4 protein-coding genes are annotated in these 2,347 nt (G+C 68.7%); 2 read left to right on the top strand and 2 right to left on the bottom strand.

Annotated features, from left to right (window positions below):
• Together AC1DU6_RS27795 and AC1DU6_RS27800 are read right to left on the bottom strand one after the other, a co-directional pair.
• A partial coding sequence (locus AC1DU6_RS27795; protein WP_477861075.1) for a M56 family metallopeptidase occupies positions 1 to 566 on the bottom strand: 566 nt, incomplete at its 3' end.
• Positions 559 to 939 (bottom strand): BlaI/MecI/CopY family transcriptional regulator, encoded by a 381-nt coding sequence (locus AC1DU6_RS27800; protein ID WP_056198634.1) that lies wholly within the window; start codon positions 937 to 939, stop codon positions 559 to 561. The genes AC1DU6_RS27795 and AC1DU6_RS27800, both read right to left, overlap by 8 nt.
• Positions 940 to 1,068: 129 nt before the next feature.
• On the opposite strand from AC1DU6_RS27800, the gene ppk2 reads away from it, so the two are divergent.
• Both ppk2 and AC1DU6_RS27810 read left to right on the top strand, forming a co-directional pair.
• Positions 1,069 to 1,974 carry a polyphosphate kinase 2 gene (gene ppk2 / locus AC1DU6_RS27805; protein ID WP_477861078.1) on the top strand — a complete coding sequence of 302 codons (906 nt, stop codon included), beginning with the start codon at positions 1,069 to 1,071 and terminating at the stop codon, positions 1,972 to 1,974.
• A gap of 19 nt (positions 1,975 to 1,993) precedes the next feature.
• Positions 1,994 to 2,338: a glutaredoxin family protein gene (locus AC1DU6_RS27810; RefSeq protein ID WP_056198630.1), complete on the top strand. Its 345-nt coding sequence runs from the start codon at positions 1,994 to 1,996 to the stop codon at positions 2,336 to 2,338.
• Positions 2,339 to 2,347 lie beyond the last annotated feature (9 nt).

Raw genomic sequence — 2,347 nt, forward strand, 5'->3', positions numbered from 1 at the left:
CACCAGGCCAGCGGGTTCCACCAGTGCAGCGCCGTCAGCGCGCAGGCGAGCAGGTTCCAGAGGTTGTCCAGTCKGTCGCGATGCACCTGCTCGTGGGCCAGGATCAGCTCGCGCTCGGCAGGCGAGAAGCGCTGTTCGAAATCGACGGGCAGCGCGACGCGCGGCCGCAGCAAGCCGACGAGGGCGGGGCTGCTGCCGGCCGGCAGTTGTTGGCCCAGGCGCGTCAGCCGCCATTGCCGCCAGAACTGGGTCGCGGCGAAAAGCGATGCGCCGCCCAGCCACAGCGCCAACCAGGCTGCCGCGTGATCCGGCGGCGGCGCTGGCAGCGCAGGCGCGGCCAGCGTCTGGGCGCTGCCCGTGGCCTGCAGCACCACGCGCAGCGGCTCCTGAGCCGGCCGGGGCAGCAGCAGCGTCAGCAACAGCGCCGGCACCAGCAGCCAGGCCGCGTAGGCGCTGCCTGCGCCCAGGCGCCTCAGCAGCAGCGGCCGCAGCGCGGCGATCAGCATGACGCCTACGCTCAGCAACAGAGCCTGCTGCAGCAACACCACCAGCAGCCGCTCACTCATGCCCCTGCTCCTTCAGCAGCGCCTTCAGCGCCGCGATGTCGTCCGCGTTCAGCTTGCGTTCCGACGCGAACTGCGCCACCAGCGGCGCCAGGCGCCCGCCGAACAGCCGGTCGATCAGCGACAGGCCGGTGTCGGCCACCCAGGCGTCCTCGGGTACGGCAGGCGCGTACAGAAAGCGCCGGCCGTCGCGTTCGGCCGTCACGGCGCCCTTGCTCAGCAGCCGGTTCAGCAGCGTCTTCACGGTGGCAAGCTGCCAGCCTTGCCGGGGCCCGAGCACCGCGGCGATCTCGTCGGCGGCCTGGGGAGCGCGCTGCCAAAGCAGGCGCATGACCTGGGCTTCGGCGTCGCTGATGGGGGTGGGTGGCCTGGTCATTGATTACGAGCGTAAACGATGGCGAATGATTACGTGTGTAAACGATGTCGTCAAGCTCCTTGTCACAGTCGCGCCATATCGCCCGCCTAGGCTCGCGGCCTACAGCCGCCGTTGCGGCCGGGAGCCCTCGTGAGCCACATCGAAGACGAACTGGTGAAGCGCATTCACCGCGACCTGCAGGACGATTTCGACGAGGAACTGGAGCTTGAGCTCGAGGACCGAGAACACGGTGTGATGGCCAGCGACGCGCCGGCCGGTGAAGCCATCGAGCGGCGGCGTTACTTCCGGGAGCTGTTCCGCCTGCAGAGCGAGTTGGTCAAGCTGCAGGACTGGGTGCAGCACACGGGCCACAAGGTCGTCATCCTGTTCGAAGGCCGCGACGCGGCGGGCAAGGGGGGCGTCATCAAGCGCATCACGCAGCGGCTGAACCCGCGCGTGTGCCGAGTGGCCGCGCTGCCGGCGCCCAACGACCGCGAGCGCACGCAGTGGTACTTCCAGCGCTAYGTSTCGCACCTSCCSGCSGSCGGCGAGATCGTGCTGTTCGAYCGYAGYTGGTACAACCGCGCCRGYGTCGAGCGCGTGATGGGYTTCTGCACCGACGAGCAGTACGAGGAGTTCTTCCGCTCGGCGCCCGAGTTCGAGCGCATGCTGCAGCGCTCGGGCATCCAGCTGATCAAGTACTGGTTCTCGATCAGCGACGACGAGCAGCGCGTGCGCTTCCTGGGCCGCATCCACGACCCGCTCAAGCAGTGGAAGTTGAGCCCCATGGACCTGGAGTCGCGCCGGCGCTGGGAGGCCTACACCTCGGCCAAGGAGGTGATGCTGGAGCGCACCCACATCCCCGAATCGCCCTGGTGGGTCGTGCCGGCGGATGACAAGAAGCGCGCGCGGCTGAACTGCATCCATCACCTGCTGGGCCAGATGCCCTACCAGGAGGTACCGCACGCCGACATCGATCTGCCCGCGCGCGAACGCCGCGAGGACTACCTGCGCAACCCCGTGCCGGACGACATCATCGTTCCCGAGGTTTATTGAGCCGGTCTAGCATGGGGCCATGAAGTGGCCCCCGCTTTCGCTGCTCGTCGTCGTTGCGCTGACCGCGCTGGCCTCCTGGGCCTGGCGCGGGCATGTTGCAGCGCAGGACGGCGAACTGCTGAAGCAGCGCGCCAGGCCGGGCGATATCCGCATGATCTCGTCCGAGACCTGCCCCTATTGCCTGGCGGCGCGGCGCTGGATGACTCAGGAGGGCGTGCCCTTCAGCGAGTGCTTCATCGAGCGCGATGCCCAGTGCCTGAGCGACTACCAGGCCCTGGGCGCCGTCGGCACGCCGACCCTGGTCGTGCGCGGCCAGCGCGTCATCGGCTTTGACCGGGCACGGCTGAAGGAGATCCTGGAATAGGCCGAGCCG

Source organism: Roseateles sp. P5_B10, assembly GCF_056400485.1.